This is a genomic window from Pseudomonas sp. Pseusp21 (assembly GCF_059492145.1).
The window spans coordinates 5825033-5842778 of record NZ_CP168520.1; the positions used below are offsets into that span (position 1 = coordinate 5825033).

Here is a 17746-nt window from a genome sequence, read left to right on the forward strand (position 1 = left end):
AACGCGTGCAAGAGTTAATCGAGTCGGTAGGACAACTTTCGGCTAAGCAAAGAAAGGCTCTGGCGGTTCTGCTCAAGCAGAAAGGCGTCAACCTCTTTGACATTGCCCCGGTTTTCAAGCGCACGGCCGAAGAGCCGCTGCTGCTGTCCTACGCCCAGCAGCGCCAGTGGTTTCTCTGGCAGTGGGCGCCGCACAGCGCGGCCTACAACATTCCGACGGCCCTGCGCTTGCAGGGTCCGCTGGATGAGTCGGCGCTGGAGCGCAGCCTTCAGGCGCTGATCGAACGACACGAAACCTTGCGCACGGTGTTCTCCCAGGAAACCGAACAACCGCTGCAAACGATCCTGCCGCCAGGACCGTTTGCACTGGAGACTTACCCGTTGAGCCCTGAGCTGGCGAGCGACCCGGATGCCTCGATCCAGGCGTTCGTCCAGACCCAGAGCCAGAAGACTTTCGATCTGCAGCAAGGCCCGCTGTTGCGCGCGGCCCTGTTGCAGGTCAACCCGAACGACCATGTGCTGGTGCTGACCTTGCACCACATCGTCTCTGACGGCTGGTCGCTGCAAGTGATGATCGAAGAACTGGTGCAGCTCTACGCCGGTTTCAGCCTTGGTCACGATGCCGGTCTGCCGGCCCTGCCGATTCAATACGCCGACTACGCCTTGTGGCAGCGCCAGTGGATGGAAGCCGGCGAGCAGGCGCGGCAACTGGCCTATTGGCAGGAAAAACTTGGCGGCGAACAACCGGTGCTGGAACTGCCGCTCGATCGCGCGCGCAGTGTCGATCAGAGCTTTGCCGGGGCCAGCCACAACCTGATTCTCGATGCGCAGCTGAGCCAAGGCCTGAAAGCCTTTGCGCGGCAGGAAAACGTCACGCTGTTCGTCTTGCTGCTGGCATCTTTCCAGGCGCTGTTGCACCGCTACAGCGGGCAGTCGGACATCCGTGTCGGCGTGCCGGTGGCCAACCGTGGCCGGATGGAGATCGAACGCCTGATCGGTTTCTTCGTCAACACGCAGGTGCTCAAGGCCGACGTTGACAGCCAGATCCCGTTTGTCGATTTGCTGCGTCAGGTCAAACAGACCGCACAGGAAGCCCAGGCCCATCAGGACTTGCCCTTCGAGCAACTGGTGGAAGCCCTGGAACCGGGTCGCAGCCTGAGCCACAGCCCGCTGTTCCAGGTCATGTTCAACCATCAGGCCGAACGCCGCAGCAGTGTCGAGACGCGCCTCAATGGCCTGAGCATCGAGCCACTGGAATGGCAGAGCCAGACCGCCCAGTTCGACCTGACCCTGAACACCACCGAACAGGCCCACGGGATCGAAGCGGTGTTCAAGTACGCCACTGACATGTTCGACGCGGCGACCATCGAGCGTCTGGCGCAGCACTGGACCGCGCTGTTGCAGGCGATCGTCGCCGACCCGTCGCGCAGCATCGGGCAGTTGCCGATGCTCGATGACGCCCGTCAGCAACAACTGTTGAGCCAATGGAATCCGACGCGGGTCGAGCACCCGGTCGAGCAGTGCATCCATCAGGTAATCGAGGCTCAGGCTGAGCGCCATCCCGATGCGGTCGCCGTGACCTTTGCCGGGCAGCGGCTGACCTACGCCGAACTCAATCGCCGGGCCAACCAGTGGGCGCATCGGTTGATCGCGAACGGCGTCGGTCCGGATGTGCGGGTTGGTGTGGCGGTCGAGCGTTCGCTGGACATGATCGTCGCCATCGTCGCCGTGCTGAAGGCCGGCGGTGCCTACGTGCCGCTGGATCCGGGCTACCCGCAAGACCGCCTGAGCTACATGATCGAGGACAGTGGCATCGGTCTGCTGCTGACCCAAGGCCATTTGCAGGCACAGTTGCCGATTCCGCCGGGGCTCACCTGCCTGGACCTGAGCCAGGCACTGGAGCCGGGCAACAGCGAAAACCCGGCGTGCCTGGCCACGCCGGACAACCTGGCGTACGTCATCTACACCTCCGGTTCGACCGGCAAGCCCAAAGGCGCATTACTGCCGCACAGCAACGTCATCCGCCTGTTCAGCGCCACCGACCACTGGTTCGGTTTCGGCCCGGACGACAGCTGGACCCTGTTCCATTCCTACGCGTTCGACTTCTCGGTCTGGGAAATTTTCGGCGCGCTGCTGTACGGCGGAAAACTGGTGGTCGTACCCCACGACGTCACCCGTTCCCCGGAAGATTTCTACACCCTGCTGTGCGATGAACACGTCACGGTGCTGAACCAGACGCCATCGGCGTTCAAGCCGCTGATGCAACTGGCCAGTGAATCCTCGCGCGACCATTCGCTGCGTTACGTGGTGTTCGGTGGCGAAGCGCTGGAAGTGCAGAACCTGCGACCATGGTTCGAGCGTTTCGGCGACCGTGCACCGACGCTGGTGAACATGTATGGCATCACTGAAACCACCGTGCACGTGACGTATCGTCCGTTGTCGATGGCCGACCTTGAGCAAAGCCACAGCAGCCCGATCGGCGAGCCGATCGTCGACCTGTCGTGGTACCTGCTCGACAGCGCGCTGAACCTGGTGCCGCAAGGTTGCATCGGCGAGCTGTACATCGCCGGTGCCGGTCTGGCCCGGGGTTACCTGAATCAGCCGGGCATGAGCGCTACGCGTTTTGTGCCCGACCCGTTCAACCCGCAGGCCGGCGAACGTCTGTACCGCACCGGCGACCTGGCGCGCCTGCGCGGCGACGGGGTGATCGAGTACATCGGTCGTATCGACCATCAAGTGAAGATCCGCGGTTTCCGCATCGAGCTGGGGGAAATCGAAACCCGGCTGCTAAAGCATCCGGCGGTGCGCGAGGCGGTGGTGCTTGCGATCGAAGGCCCGAGCGGTCAGCAACTGGCGACCTGGATCGTGCCGAACGAGGCACTGCAAGCCGATGCCGAAGCGACGCTGCGCGATTCGATCAAGGCGCAACTGCGCGAAGCCTTGCCGGACTACATGGTGCCGGTCAGCTGGGCATTCCTCGAACGCCTGCCGTTGACCGCCAACGGCAAACTCGATCGCAAGCAACTGCCGCAGCCGCAGGTCGCTCAGGTGCAGGAAGCGTATGCCGCGCCGCGCAGTGAGCTGGAACAGCAACTGGCCGCCATCTGGCAGGACGTGCTGAAGGTCGAGCGTGTCGGCCTCAACGACAATTTCTTCGAGCTGGGCGGCGATTCGATCATTTCGATTCAGGTGGTCAGCCGTGCCCGTCAGGCGGGCATCCGTTTCACGCCCAAGGACATCTTCCAGCATCAGACGGTGCAGCGCCTGGCAACGGTCGCGCAGCAGAGTGACGCGGTGCTCGCGACCCAGGGCGATGTGCTCGGCGAGGCGGTGCTGACGCCGATCCAGCAGTACTTTTTCCACAGCGATATCCCGGCGCGTCATCACTGGAACCAGTCGATCCTGCTGACTCCGACCAAACCACTGGCGGCGGCTGCACTGGAGCAGGCGTTGCAGCACCTGCAACGACACCATGACGCCTTGCGTCTGCGTTACCGCGACCTTGAGGGTGGCTGGCAACAAATCCACGCGCCGGTTGAACAGAACCTGGAACTGCTGCGCACCGTGACCTTGCAGGAAAGCGCGGCTTTGCCGGCGCTGTGCCAGGAACTGCAACGCAGCCTCGATCTGGACAACGGTCCGCTGATCCGCGCGGTGCTGGTGGACTTGCCTGACGCCAGCCAGCGCCTGTTGCTGGTGATCCATCACCTGGTGGTCGACGGGGTGTCCTGGCGGATCGTGCTGGAAGACCTGCAAACCGTTTACCAACAGCTGACGGCGGGGCAGGCTGTGCGCCTGCCGGCCAAGACCACCGCGTTCAAGGACTGGGGCGCGCGCCTGCAAGGGCATGCGCACAGTGCCGTGCTGGAAGCCGAGCTGGATTACTGGCGCGGGCAGTTGAGCGGCGCGGGCATCGAGCTGCCGCTGGACAACCCGCAGGGTCAGTTGAGCAACCGTTTCGAGCGCAGCGTCGATACGCGTCTGGATGCCGAGCGCACCCGGCAGTTGCTGCAACAGGCCCCGGCGGTCTACCGCACCCAGGTCAACGACCTGTTGCTGACTGCGCTGGCCAAGGTGCTGTGCGAATGGACCGGTGCCGAGAGCGCGCTGGTACAGCTCGAGGGCCATGGTCGTGAAGACCTGTTCGACGATGTCGACCTGAGCCGCACGGTGGGCTGGTTCACCAGCATGTTCCCGGTGCGTCTGACCCCCGGCGCCGGTGTCGAAACGTCGATCAAGGGCATCAAGGAACAACTGCGGGCGATCCCCAACAAGGGCATCGGTTATGGCCTGTTGCGTTATCTGGGCAGCGCCGAGGCGCAGGCCGTCCTGGGCGGCGCGGCGCAGCCGAAGGTGACGTTCAACTACCTCGGCCAGTTCGACAACAACTTCGATGAAGACGCGTTGTGGGTGCCGGCCACTGAAGACAAGGGCGCCGGGCAGGACGAACGGGCGCCGATGGCCAACACGCTGACCATCGATGGCCGGGTTTATCAGGGGCAGTTGAGCCTGACCTGGACCTACAGCGGCGATGTGTTCGAAGACGCGACCATCCATGCGCTGGCACGTGCCTATGAAGAGGCGCTGGCCGAATTGATCGACCATTGCCTGAATCACCCGAGCGGTGGTCTGACACCGTCCGACGTGCCGCTGGCCGGGTTGTCCCAGACCCATCTGGACAACCTGCCGATCGTTGCCCAGCGGATCGAAGACATCTATCCGCTGGCGCCGATGCAGCAGGGCATTCTGTTCCACAGTCTCTATGACGCCGATGCCAGCGCTTATGTCTATCAGATGCTGCTGGACATCGAAGGTCTGGACGTCGCGCGCTTCCAGCAAGCCTGGCAGCGGGTGGTGGATCGCCATGAAGTGCTGCGCGCCGGTTTCATCTGGGGCCGCGACGGTCTCGACACGCCGCTGCAAGTCATACATCGCCAACTGACCCTGGAAATGCCGGAAGTGGACATGCGCCACGAGCCGGACCTGGCCGTGGCCATGGAGGCGCGGGCCCGGGCTGATCTGGAGCGCGGTTTCGATTTGCAGAATCCGCCGCTGCTGCGTCTGTGCCTGTTGCGTACGGCCGATGATCGCCATCGTCTGATCTTTACCTGCCACCACATCCTGATGGATGGCTGGAGCAACTCGCGGATGTTCGGTGAGGTGTTGCAGGATTACGCCGGCCATCCGGTGCCGGGTGCGCAGGGCCGTTACCGGGACTTCCTGGCCTGGCTGCAAGGCCAGGACAAACAGGCCGCGCAGGCTTTCTGGCGCGGGCAACTGGCCGAGCTCGACGAGCCGACCCGTCTGGCCTCGGCGTGCCCGGGCAACGTGCAGCCGGGGGCGGGCAAGGGCGTGCATCGCCTGACCTTCGACGCCGCTTTCACCCGTCGCCTGAACAGTTTCTCGCGCCAGCAGCAAGTCACCCTCAACAGTCTGGTGCAGGCAGCATGGCTGCTGATTCTGCAGCGTTACACCGGCCAGGCCACGGTCGCGTTCGGCGCCACGGTGTCCGGGCGTCCGGTGGATTTGCCGGGCATCGAGCAGCAACTGGGGCTGTTCATCAACACCTTGCCGGTGATCGCCAGCCCGCAACCGGGCGTCAGCGTGCGCGACTGGGTGCGCAGCGTGCAGGACAAGAACCTGCTGCTGCGCGACTTCGAGCAGACGCCGCTGCAAGACATCCAGCGTCTGGCCGAGCTCAACGGCGAAGCGCTGTTCGACACCTTGCTGGTGTTTGAAAACTACCCGGTGTCGGAGACGCTGGAGGCCAATCCGGGCGGCCTGCGCTTCGGTGGTCTGGAACACCGCGAGCAGACCAACTACGGCCTGACCCTGATCGCCGGTGCCGGCGAGGTCCTGAGTCTGGACTTCAACTACCTGACCGAGCAGTTTTCCGAGCGCGGCGTAGTTGGGTTGGCCACGCACCTGGAAGTGGTGCTGCAACAGTTCCTTGAGTCGCCGCAACGCCTGTTGGGTGAGGTCGGGCTGCTGTCGGGTGCCGAGCACAACACGCTGGCGCAATGGAACGACAACCACGCCGCGTATCCGGCTGAGCGTCTGATTCATCAAAGCTTCGAGGCGCAGGTCCAGGCCCGTCCGCACGCTGTGGCCCTGAGCCACGGCGGCGTAGCCCTGAGCTATGCCGAGCTCAACCGCCGGGCCAACCAGTTGGCCCGTCATCTGGTGACGCTGGGCGTCGGCGCCGAGGTTCGGGTGGGCGTGGCGATGCCGCGCTCGGCGGAACTGGTGATTGCCTTGATGGCGGTGCTCAAGGCCGGTGGCACCTACGTGCCGCTGGATCCGGACTACCCGGCCGACCGCGTGGCGTACATGTTGGAAGACAGCCAGGCGAAGGTCCTGCTGACGCAACAATCGCTGCTGGGGCAACTGCCGCAGACCGACGCACAGGTGGTGCTGGTGGAGGCGGGCGGCGAGGCCTTTGCCGACACGGCTGCCGAGAACCTCGACGTGCGTGGCGATTCGGCGAACCTGGCCTACGTCATTTACACCTCCGGCTCCACCGGCAAACCCAAAGGCGTGGCGATTGCCCACCGTAACGTCCAGGCGCTGATCCACTGGTCCGCCGACGTTTACAGCGAAGCCGAACTGCAAGGTGTGCTGGCATCGACCTCGGTCTGCTTCGACCTGTCGGTGTGGGAGATTTTTGTCACCCTCGCGCGTGGCGGTTCGATCGTCATGGCGCGCAATGCCCTGGAGCTGCCGGACCTGCCGGAGCGCGATCAGGTGCGCCTGATCAACACCGTGCCGTCGGCGATCGCTGCCTTGCACCGTGCCGGGCATATTCCGAATGGCGTGCGGATCATCAATCTGGCTGGCGAGCCGCTCAAGCAAAACGTGGTCGACAGCCTGTATCGCGAGACGTCGGTCGAGCACGTCTACGACCTGTACGGGCCGTCGGAAGACACCACCTATTCGACCTGGACCCGCCGCGAAGCCGGCGGCCAGGCGAACATCGGCCGGCCGCTGGTCAACACCACCGCCTACCTGCTGGACGGGCAACTGCAAGCGTCGCCGGTCGGGGTGGCGGCCGAGCTGTATCTGGCCGGTGACGGCATCACCCGCGGTTACCTGTTCCGTCCGGGCCTGACCGCCGAGCGTTTTGTGCCGAACCCGGCCTCGACCAGCGGCGAGCGCATGTACCGCACCGGCGACCTGACGCGCCTGTGGGACGATGGGCGGATCGAATACGTGGGCCGCATCGACCATCAGGTCAAGGTGCGCGGTTTCCGTATCGAGCTGGGTGAAATCGAAGCGCGCCTGCTGGCCCAGGGCAGCGTGCACGAGGGCGTGGTGCTGGCGGTGGACGGTCTCAGCGGTCAACAACTGGTGGCGTATGTGGTGCCGACCCGATCCGGCCTCAGCCTTCAGGAACAGGATGAGCTGAGCGAATCGCTGCAGTCCGCCCTCAAGACGCACCTGCCGGATTACATGGTGCCTGCGCAGTGGCTGTACCTCGAGGCGCTGCCGCTGACCCCCAACGGCAAACTGGACCGCAAGGCCTTGCCGGCACCGGACGTCAATCAGTCGGCCCGGGACTATGTCGCCCCATCAACGGAGCTTGAGCAACAGCTGGTTGTGGTCTGGCAAGACATCCTGAAGATTGACCGGGTCGGTGTGACCGATAACTTCTTCAGCCTGGGCGGTGATTCGATCATCTCCATCCAGCTGGTCAGCCGTGCGCGCCAGCAGGGCATCCGCTTTACCCCCAAGGATCTGTTCCAGCAACAGACCGTGCAGAAACTGGCGACGGTGGCATCGGTGGAGTCCGCGCATCAGGCCGACGGCACGCCGGAAAGCTACCCGCTGGCGCGTCTGGAGCAGGCGCAGCTCGATGCGTTGCCGGTGCCGGCGGATCTGATCGAGGACGTTTATCCGCTGTCGCCGATGCAGGAGGGCATGCTGTTCCATACGCTCTCGGACAATGGCAGCAGCCTGTACGTCAACCAGGTCAGCTTGCCGATCCAGGGCCTGGATGTGGAGCGTTTCCGGGGCGCCTGGGAATTTGTGATCGATCGCCAGGCGATCCTGCGGACCAGTTTTCACTGGCAGGACGGGCTGGCCAAGCCGTTGCAAGTGGTCCATCGTCAGGCCCCGCTGCAAATGCAGGTGCTCGACTGGCGCGAGCGTGAGGTCAGCGATGAATCGATCGCCGGGTTCGCCAGCGATGATCGTGCCCTCGGCTTCGACTTGTCCCAGGCGCGTTTGCAGCGGGTGACGCTGTTGCGCCTGAGCGATGACCGCTATCAGATGATCTGGACCAGCCACCACATCCTGATGGACGGCTGGAGCAGCTCGCGCCTGTTCGGCGAAGTCTTGCAGTATTACTCCAAGGGCAAGGTCAGCGGTGAGAACGGTCGTTACCGCGACTTCATCGCCTGGTTGCAGGCACAGGATCAGGACGCGCAGGAGCTGTTCTGGAAAGCGCGTCTGGCGGCGGTCAACGAACCGACGGCGTTGAGCCAGGCGATCCATCCGCGGCACTCGGCCGATGTCTCCGGCCACGATGCGATCTACTCGAACTGGGATCAGGCGCAAACCGCACGCCTGTTGCAGTTCTGCCGCGACCTGCGCATCACCCCCAACACGTTGATTCAGGGTGCCTGGCTGCTGCTGTTGCAGCGTTACACAGGGCAGCGCACGGTCACGTTCGGTGCCACGGTTTCGGGGCGGCCCGAAGGGCTGGCGAATGTCGGCAACATGCTGGGTCTGTTCATCAACACCTTGCCGATCATCCAGACGCCGCAGGCCGATCAGCGCCTGGCGGACTGGCTGGGCGAAGTGCAGGCCTACAATCTGGACATTCGTGACTATTCCCAGGCGCCGCTGGCCGATGTGCAGCGCTGGTCCAACCTCGGTGGCCAGGCACTGTTCGACAGCATCATCGTGTTTGAGAACTTCCCGATCGATGATCGCCTGCAAGAAGAAAACGACACCGACCTGACCTTCGGCAAATCCATCGGCCACGGCGTGACCAACGTACCGATGGACCTCGCGGTGATGCTGGGTGACGAGCTGTCGATCGAGTACCTGTACCTGCGCAGCCACTTCAGCGCCGAGGCCGTGGAAGGCATTCGCCTGACGCTGGAAAACACCCTCGAAGCGATGATGCGTGCGCCTTACGAGCGACTGGGCAATCTGCAGCGCCTGTCGAACGAGCAGTGGCAGGCGATCCACGCCTGGAGTGCCGAACCGGTCTCCAGCCACGAACCGGTGCTGCTGCCGCAACTGATCAGCCGGCATGCACAGCATCAACCAGAGGCTATTGCCCTGCAGTGCGCCGGGTTGAGCCTGAGCTATGCCGAACTTGAACAACGGGCCAATCGTCTGGCCCACTGTCTGACCGAACACGGGGCGGGTCCGGAAGTGGTGATCGGCGTGGCGCTGCCGCGCTCGCTGGAAATGGTCGTCAGCTTCCTCGCGGTGCTCAAGAGCGGTGCGGCGTACGTGCCGCTGGACATCGATTATCCGCCTGAGCGACTGGCGTACATGATCGAGGATTCGGGCATGGCCCTGTTGCTGACCCAGAGCAGCCTGCGCGCCACCTTGCCGGCGCCCGAAGGACTGTTGCGTCTGGAAATCGATCACCTCGACGAGACCCGTTACCCCGATCACGCGCCAGTCTGCCGCGTGCAGGAGCAGGGGCTGGCGTATCTGGTCTATACCTCCGGTTCCACCGGTCGGCCGAAGGGCGTTGCGGTCACGCAAGGGCCGTTGAGCATGCACTGTCAGGCTATCGCCGAGCTGTATGAAATGGACGCCAGCAGCTGCGAGCTGCACTTCATGTCATTCGCTTTCGACGGTGCCCATGAGCGCTGGTTGAGTACGCTCTACAGCGGTGGCCGTCTGGTGATTCGCGACGGTTGCCTGTGGACGCCGGAGCAGACCTACGCCGCGTTGCACGAGTATGGCGTCACCATCGCCTGCTTCCCGCCGGCCTATCTCAAGCAGTTGGCGGAGTACGCGGCGGCCAGCGGCATCGCGCCACCACCGGTGCGCATTTACTGCTTCGGCGGCGATGCCGTGCCGGACCAGACCTTCGAACAGGTGAAGGCGGCCCTGCGCCCCGAGTACTTCACCAACGGTTATGGCCCGACGGAAACCGTGGTCACGCCGATGCTCTGGAAGGTACCGGTGAGCCAGCAGTGTGACGCGGCCTATGCACCGATCGGTCGTGCCGTCGGCGCACGTTCGCTGTACGTGCTGGACGAGGATCTGAACCCGCTGCCGCCAGGTTTTGCCGGTGAGCTGTACATCGGCGGTTATGGAGTTGCCCGTGGTTACCACGGCCGTGCAGATCTGACCTGCGAGCGCTTCGTACCCAATCCGTTCGCGGTCGGCGAGCGTCTGTATCGCAGCGGCGACCTGGTGCGTTTGCGTCAGGACGGCGTGGTCGATTACGTCGGGCGCATCGACCATCAGGTCAAGGTGCGCGGTTTCCGGATCGAGCTGGGTGAAGTCGAGGCCAGCCTGCGCCAACTGGAGGGTGTGACCGATGCGCTGGTGATCGCCCGGGACAATGCGTCCGGCAAGCAACTGATCGGTTATGTGGTGACGCCGACGGGCGAAGACGTGGGCGATGAACTGAAGGCTGGGCTGCGCGCCTCGCTGCCGGAGTACATGGTGCCGGCGCAGATTGTCTGCCTGAGTGCTTTCCCGGTCACGCCCAACGGCAAACTCGACCGCAAGGCGCTGCCGGAGCCGGACTTCAAGAGCGAGGAATATGTCGCCCCGCGCAACGAGCAGGAAACACTGCTGGCCGAGATCTGGGCCCAGGTGCTGCAAGTCGAGCAGGTGGGCATCACGGATAACTTCTTCGAACTGGGCGGCGATTCGATCCTCAGCCTGCAGGTCATTTCCCGGGTCAGGAACCATCCGACGTTGCAGATGGAGCTGAAGCTGCGCGATCTGATGCGCTATCAGACCATCGCCGGCATCGTCGAACAGAACGTGACGAAGGAAGGCGCCGGACAGCCACTGGTGGACGTCACGCAGGTGGCGGGCGAGGGCTTGTTCAATCTGTTGCCGATCCAGGAGTGGTTCTTCGCCGAGGGCATGTCCGAAGCCCATCACTACAACCAGTCACTGCTGTTGAGTGCGCGCCAGCCACTGGATCTGGATGCGCTCGAACAGGCCCTGGGCTGGATCGAGCAACACCACGACTCGCTGCGCCTGCGCTTCACTCAGGAGAACGGGCGCTGGCTGCAACGCTACTGCACAGCCACCGAACAGGGCGATGCGGTGCTCTGGCGCCGTGAGGCCGAGAACAGCGAGCAGGTCGAAGCGCTGGCCAACCTTGCCCAGCGCAGCCTCAAACTGGACGACGGGCCGGTCTGGCGGGTGATGCATGTCGCCCTGCCGGATGGTCAGGCGCGACTGCTGGTGGTGATTCATCACCTGGTGGTCGACACCGTGTCCTGGCGGATCCTGCTCGATGACCTGAAAACCGCTTATGAAGCGTGTGTGCAAGGGCTGACGCCGCAACTGCCGATTCGTACCAGCAGCTATCGTTCGTTTGCCGAGGCCTTGCAGGCGAAGGCCCCGGCGATTGCCGAACAGGAACTGGCGTACTGGCTGGAACAACTGGATCAACCGGGCGTCGATCTGCCGTGCGACAACTACCGTGGCAAGAACCAGGTGCGGCAGCAGGCGCAGGCGCGGCTCAAGTTGTCCCGCGAGCACACCGAACAATTACTCAAGCAGGCGCCGGCGGTCTATCGCACGCAAATCAACGACCTGCTGCTGTCGGCACTCGGTCGGGCCCTGTGCCGCTGGAGCGGCCAGCCATCGGCGCTGATTCTGCTGGAAGGGCACGGCCGCGAGGATCTGTTCGAATCCATCGACCTGAGCCGCAGCCTTGGCTGGTTCACCAGCATGTTCCCGGTGCGGTTGCGTCCGGACAGCGACGATATCGGACGTTCGATCATCGACGTACAGGCGCAGCTGGCGGCGGTGCCGCAGAAGGGCATCGGTTACGGCGTGCTGCGTCATCTGGCGGGCGCCGAGGTATCCCGGCAACTGGCGGATCTGCCGCAGGCGCGGGTGACGTTCAACTACCTGGGGCAGTTCGACCAGAGCTTCGACGAGCAGGCTCTGCTGGTGCCGGCGCTGGAGGAGACCGGTGACAACTACAGCCTGAAGGCGAACCTGGGCAACTGGCTGGAAATTGTCGGCCAGGTGTATGACGGCCAGTTGGCGTTGCGCTGCATCTACAGCAGCCAGCGTTACCGCGCCGGCACCATGGACGCACTGATGCAGGATTACCAGCGTGAACTTGAAGCGCTGATCGAGCATTGCATGGCGCGTGTGGGCTGATCGCTGCACGCTGGATCAATTTTGGGGGGCGTCGCCGAGGCGCGCCCCTTTTTTGCTGATACAAGGATCTTCGCGATGTCGTTACACCCTGATCTGGAAGCCTTTCTCGATCTGGCTCAAGACAGCCAGGATGCCGGTCTGCCGGCGCTGCACCAAATGACCCCGGCCCAGGCCCGGGACACCTTCGAACAGACCACTGCGCAGTTGCGCTGGACGGCGCCCGAAGACCTGGACGTGCAGGCCATCAGCGCTACCGCCCGGGACGGTGCGTCTCTGGCACTGCGCTTGTATCGCCCGCACGGTGTGGCAGCGCCGATGCCGGTACTGGTGTATTTCCACGGTGGCGGGTTTGTGGTCGGAAGCCTCGATTCCCATGACGGCGTGTGTCGCGAGTTCTGCCGGCGCACGCCGTGCGCGGTGCTCTCCGTGGGCTATCGACTGGCGCCGGAGCACCGTTTCCCGACGGCACTGGAAGACGGTGAGGACGCTTTGTCGTGGCTGGCCGAACACGCGGCTTCGTTGGGCCTGGACTCGGGCCGGGTCGCCTTCGGCGGTGACAGCGCCGGGGCCACGCTGGCCACCGTACTCGCGGTGCAAGCGGTGGTTCAGCCGCACACCGTGGCCATCGCGCCCAAGGCTCAGTTGTTGTGCTATCCGGTCACCGACGCTTCGCGTGCCCATGATTCGCGTACCTTGTTCAGCGAAGGCTATCTGCTGGAAGACGAGACACTGGACTGGTTTTACGGGCATTACGCGCGCACCCCGGAAGATTATCAGGACTGGCGTTTCTCGCCGTTGCTGGCCGAAGATCTGCGTGGCGTCGCCCCGGCCATTGTCGTGCTGGCCGGGTTCGATCCGCTGCTCGATGAGGGCCAGGCGTATGTCGACAAGTTGCGTGAGCACGGTGTGAGCGTCGAGCTCGAGCACTGCCCGGGGTTGACCCACGATTTGCTCAGGCTGGCGTCGGTGATGCCCGATGTCCTGCAGGTACACGAAACCCTGAGCCGTGCGCTGAATCGCGCGTTGAACTGAACCCCAGACAAATTCGCAGACCAGAAAAAACCCCGCAATGCGGGGTTTTTTCATGGGCGCTGTAATCAGAAGTCGGCTTTGACCGACATCACGAAGTTGCGCGGATCGCCGTAGAAGTTACCGAAACTTTCGGTGCCCACCGTGGCGTAGTAGCGTTTGTCGAACAGGTTGTTGCCGTTGAGGGCGACGGACCAGGTGTCATCGATGCGGTAGCCGATGCGACCGTTCCAGACCGCATAACCCGACTGGGTGATGTTGTCACCGCCCAGTGGCGAGGTGCGGTAGTTGCCGCTCTGGGCGTTGACGCCGGCACCGATGGTGACGCGATCCAGAGGGCCGCTCAGGCTGTAGTCACCCCAGACGCGCAGCAGGTGGCGCGGTACGTAGGAGTTGTAGACCACGCCGTCCTGGGTGGCGTCGGCATCTTCCAGCACTTTGGTCTGGGTGTAGGTGTAGCCGGCCAGCAGTTGCAGGCGATCGATCACTTCACCGCTGACTTCCGCTTCGAAGCCCTGGGCGCGGACCTTGCCGGAGTTCAGCGAGCAGGAACTGTCTTCACAGCGCGGGTCATCCTGGGCCGCATCTTTCTGAATGGTGCGGAACAGGTTGAAGGAGCTGTTCAGGCGACCGTCGAACCACTCGCCCTTGATCCCCAGCTCGTAGCTCTGGCCGATCAGGGGTTTGAGGGTGCTGCCGTCAATGGTCTTGTAGCCGCCTTGCGGGGTGAAGATATCGGTGTAGCTGGCGTACGCGGTCAGGTTGTCGTTGAGGTCGAACAACAGCCCGGCAAACGGGGTGACCTGTCCGGTTTCGGTGGACTTGGTGCTGACCGGGGTGCCTTCACCGCGGAAGTACTGCACGGAGTCGGTGTCGGACTTGTACCAGCTGACACGGCTGCCCAGCACGAAGGTCAGCGGGTCTGCCAGTTTCAGGCGGGCAGTGGAGTAAACGCCGTATTGCTTGATGCGCATGTCCACCGGACCGCCCCGGGAGGCGTTGGCCAGGTAGTAGCTTTCGTCAGGCTGGGGCAGGTGATGGTTCGGGTTCAGCACGTTCTGGCGCTGTGGCAAGGCCGCCACGGCGTAGAAGTCATCCTTGTGGGAACGGCTGGCGTTGGCGCCGACGGTGAGTTCGTGCTGCTGGCCGAACGCGTCGAATTTGCCGTCCACGTAGGCATCGAAGCCGTAGTCGGTCTGCTCGTAGTCGTAGATGCTCCCCAGCATCAGCGTGTTGGAGCTGGTGGCGCCTACCGGCACCGCGCCGCTCGGGAACGCGTACTCCATGTCCTGGGTGTTGCGCGAGAAGACCCCGGCCACTTTCAGGGACCAGTCGTCGTTGAACTGGTGTTTCACGTCGCCGAAGTAGGTGGCGCGTTTGCTGCGCTGGTTGTTCCACGAGGTGTTCAGGCAGGTGGAGCGCTTGAGGTGCAGGTCGGAGCCATCGGCATAGCGCGGCAGACCGCCCCAGCAAGGTGTGGCGTCGACGTCTTCATAGGCCATGCCCAGGCCCAGGGTGGTGTCGGGGCTGAGGTCGAAGTCCAGCGCACCGTAGTAGATCTGGTCCTTGCGGCTGGCCACGTCATAGAAGTACTGACGGGTCTGCTGGGTGACCACGGCGCGGCCACGGATGGTGCCGGCGTCGTTCAGCGGGCCGCCGGTGTCGACCTGACCTCGATAGTTGTCCCACGAGCCTGCCGAAAGCGACAGTTGGGTGTGCGGGGTGTCCTGGCCGCGCTTGCGCACGAAGTTGACGCCACCGGCCGTACCGCCTGCGCCTTTCATCATGCCGGCAGCACCGCGCAGCACTTCGACGCGGTCATAAATGGCCATGTCGCTGTTGAAGCTGTCGGCCTGTACGTAGCTGCTGCCAATGTCCAGCGGCACGCCGTCGTACTGGTACTGGCCGGTCATGCGGAAACCGCGCGAGTAGAAATACTTGCCGCCCATGGGCGAGTCGTAAACGGTGATGCCTGGAGTCTTTTCCATCACTTGTTCGATGGTGTTGAGGTTCTGGTCGTCCAGCATCTTGCGGGTCATGACCGTGACCGACTGCGGGGTTTCCTTCAGCGAGTGCACGCCCTTGCCGATGGTCACGCCACCGGTGGTGTAGGAGTTGCTGCCTTCGGTAGTGGCCGTCAGTCGTTGCCCATCGATGTTGGTCGGTGCCAGTTCCATCGCGCTGCCGGTGGCGGGTGCCAGCAGGGTCACGGTATTGCCGTCACGCTGGTGACGGATGCCGGTGCCCTTGAGCATGGCCGCGATTGCGCTGTCGTCCGCATACCGGCCGTTCAGGGCGGTGGAGCGCAGCCCTTGCAGGCTTTCCGGGCTGTAGATGATTTGCAGGCTGGTCTGCTGACCGAGCGATTGCAGGGCCTGGACCAAAGGTTGCGCCGGGATGTTCAGATTCCATTCCTGAGCCTGGACATACGGGGTGACGGCCAGCGTCATTGCCAGTCCCAGGCCGGTGGTGGCCAGACGGGAGCGGGTAGCACCGTGCATGAGCAGGGCTCGGGTCAGTGGGCGAAGCATGAAGCGGGATGCGGACATGAGGTTAAGACCTTGGCAGGTGTAGTTGTTAATGGTTCTTATTCATCTCATTAAGACGAGAAAGCCGCGGTAAACCGGAAAATATTTTTCCGGTCTGGCCGCGGCTTCGTCGATCAAGCGGTTTGCAGTTCGCTTTTGACCTTTCCGGCCTCCATGCGGACCAGTTGATCGGCAACGTCGAAGTAACGGTCATCGTGGGAAATCACGATGATGGTCTTGCCCAGCCGTTTCAGGTCGGGCAGGAGTTCGGTGTAGAAAATCCGCCGGAATGTCGGGTCCTGATCGGCGGCCCATTCGTCGAACACCAGCACCGGGCGCTCTTCGAGCCAGGCGTTGACCAGTGCCAGACGCTTGCGCTGGCCGGTGGACAGATCGGTGGTGGTGAAGGCGCCATCCCGTACGCTGACTTTGTGCGCGATCTCCAGGCGTTCGAGGTAGCGGGTAGCGTCCTGCGGGACTTCGCGATCTCCCTGGATCAGGTCGTCGAACAGGTAGTAGTCGGCAAAGATCGTGGTGAAGTTCTGGCGGTAGTCGTCACGGTTCAACGCGGTGATCGGCTGACCGTTGACCCGGATTTCGCCTTCGGTCGGCGCATACAGGCCCAGCAGCAGTTTGATCAGGGTGGTTTTGCCGCAGCCGTTTTCACCGACGATGAACACGATGTCGCCTTGCTCGATGCGCAGGTTCACCGGTCCGAGGCGGAACGGTTCGCTGCCTGCCACTGGCGGGAAGGCATAACGCACATTGTTCAATTCCAGACGGTTGACGACACCGGGCTTGTTGCCCTGGTCTTGCAGCAGCAGGTGCGGCTCGGGCGAGGAGAATTGCTCGCTCAATTCGGCAATCCGGCGGAAGGCGATCTGTGCGCGGCTGATGATCGGCAGTGTGCTGACCAGATGTTCCAGCGGGCCCTTCATGTACAGCAGCACCAGCACGAAGCCGCTCATCACGGCCTTGTCACCGCTCGGCCAGAACGATTGCAGGGCCAGTGCCATGCCGATCACCACGAAGAACAGCATCGAACCGAAGGACTTGGCAATCACGAAGGTGTTGATCGATTTGATCTGGGTGTCGCAGATCTTTTCGGCAGTCTTCTGGATACCCGACACAAACATGCGCTGGCGGCGCGGGCGATGGATGCGCAGCTCCTTGGCACCTTCGGCGATCGCGTTGTAGTGCTTCTGCAGTTCGTCTTCGGAGTCGCGCGCCGCATAAAAACCGCGCATGCCCTTGGCGCGGGCAATCGCCTGGATGGTGGTGCCGATGGCGATCGCCACCAGCATCATCAGGAACATCGGCCAGGACAGCATCGCCAGGTAGCCGAGGCAACCCAGGGTCACGGTCATGGAAATGGCCAGCGGTGCAAACGCGAAGGCGAAGTCGCTGATGGTGTCCACGTCGTGGGTCAGCACCGGAATCAGGCGGTGGCTGCGATAGCGTTCGATCTGGTCGATCGGCGCCGACAGCACTTTCTCCCCCAGCTCTTTGCGCAGGCGGGCAATGATGTGTTGGCCGACGTAGTTGGTGCCGATGTCGGACAGGATCGTGGTCAGCAAGGCCAGGGCGCACAGCCCGGCGAAAATCATGACCACGGTGCGGGTCAGTCCGTCGGCCGAGTGCAAGGCGTTGTTGATGGTCGCCAGCAGCACGGTGACGCTCAGGCCGCCGATCATGCCGAGCACGATGGATACGCAGACAATCAGGCGGAAGGGCTTGAGCAGGGCGAACAATTCGTTGATCGCCCCACGCGTTGGCTTGGTCATGGAGGATTCCTGCTTCGGTGCGGAGGGAGTGCCGGTATGTAAGGAAAACGAATGGTCACGGGGTTTCTTTAAA

General features: G+C 63.3%; 4 protein-coding genes. 2 read left to right on the forward strand and 2 right to left on the reverse strand.

Features of this window, described 5'->3' with window-relative positions; all coding sequences use genetic code 11:
- Positions 1-5 precede the first annotated feature (5 nt).
- Together ACEN93_RS26505 and ACEN93_RS26510 are read left to right on the forward strand one after the other, a co-directional pair.
- Positions 6-12332 (forward strand): non-ribosomal peptide synthase/polyketide synthase, encoded by a 12327-nt coding sequence (locus ACEN93_RS26505; protein ID WP_495610697.1) that lies wholly within the window; start codon positions 6-8, stop codon positions 12330-12332.
- Between the two features lie 75 nt (positions 12333-12407).
- Complete coding sequence (locus tag ACEN93_RS26510; RefSeq protein WP_103386381.1) at positions 12408-13364, forward strand: alpha/beta hydrolase; 957 nt, start codon at positions 12408-12410, stop codon at positions 13362-13364.
- A gap of 65 nt (positions 13365-13429) precedes the next feature.
- Here ACEN93_RS26510 and ACEN93_RS26515 read toward each other — a convergent pair whose 3' ends face one another.
- Positions 13430-15910 (reverse strand): TonB-dependent siderophore receptor, encoded by a 2481-nt coding sequence (locus tag ACEN93_RS26515; RefSeq protein WP_134334395.1) that lies wholly within the window; start codon positions 15908-15910, stop codon positions 13430-13432.
- A gap of 113 nt (positions 15911-16023) precedes the next feature.
- Entirely contained in the window at positions 16024-17673 is a 1650-nt protein-coding gene (locus ACEN93_RS26520; RefSeq protein ID WP_085667888.1) for a cyclic peptide export ABC transporter, read from the reverse strand.
- Positions 17674-17746 lie beyond the last annotated feature (73 nt).

What these genes read in the sequence shown, in the direction of transcription:
- ACEN93_RS26520 (WP_085667888.1), bottom strand. Translation starts at nt 17,673, where the DNA reads ATGACCAAGCCAACGCGTGGGGCGATCAACGAATTGTTCGCCCTGCTC.
- ACEN93_RS26510 (WP_103386381.1), top strand. Translation starts at nt 12,408, where the DNA reads ATGTCGTTACACCCTGATCTGGAAGCCTTTCTCGATCTGGCTCAAGAC.
- ACEN93_RS26515 (WP_134334395.1), bottom strand. Translation starts at nt 15,910, where the DNA reads ATGTCCGCATCCCGCTTCATGCTTCGCCCACTGACCCGAGCCCTGCTC.